The sequence below is a fragment of the Polaromonas sp. P1_G2 genome (assembly GCF_056405515.1).
Window position 1 is genome coordinate 1 of sequence record NZ_JBFUBY010001243.1, and the last position, 436, is coordinate 436.

At 64.6% G+C, this 436-nt stretch carries 1 protein-coding gene; it reads left to right on the forward strand.

All coding sequences use genetic code 11. The features are described from left to right. Positions 1 to 186 precede the first annotated feature (186 nt). Positions 187 to 436 (forward strand): ATP-binding cassette domain-containing protein (locus tag AC1D0P_RS29960; protein ID WP_477680057.1); only part of this gene is annotated, 250 nt, incomplete at its 3' end.

Genomic DNA, 436 nt, shown 5'->3' on the forward strand with positions numbered 1-436 from the left:
TCGGAATTCTCCAAGAACATCCAGGGCAAGCAGATCGACCTGTCGAAGACCTACACGACCGAGTTCGTCAAGGCCGTCAAGTGATCCTCCCGGCAGGCTGCCTCCGGCTCCGGTCGGGGGCGGTCTCGCCGCTGCCAACGGGCTTTCGCGTGCACGCCCGCTCAAGCACGCCGTCAGGTTATCATCATGCAGACCTCATCATCGACTGGCCCGGCCATCGAGCTCATCAATGTCAGCCGCCGTTTCGTCTCGCCCACCGGCAAGTCGCTGACCGCGCTACGCGATTTCAACATGACCGTCGAGCGCGGCGAATTCGTCGCCGTCGTTGGCCCGACCGGCTGCGGCAAGTCGACGAYGCTCAATCTCGTCACCGGACTGGCGCGCCCGAGCGCCGGCGAAGTCCGGCTGATGGGCGGTCCCGTCAACGGCATAGATC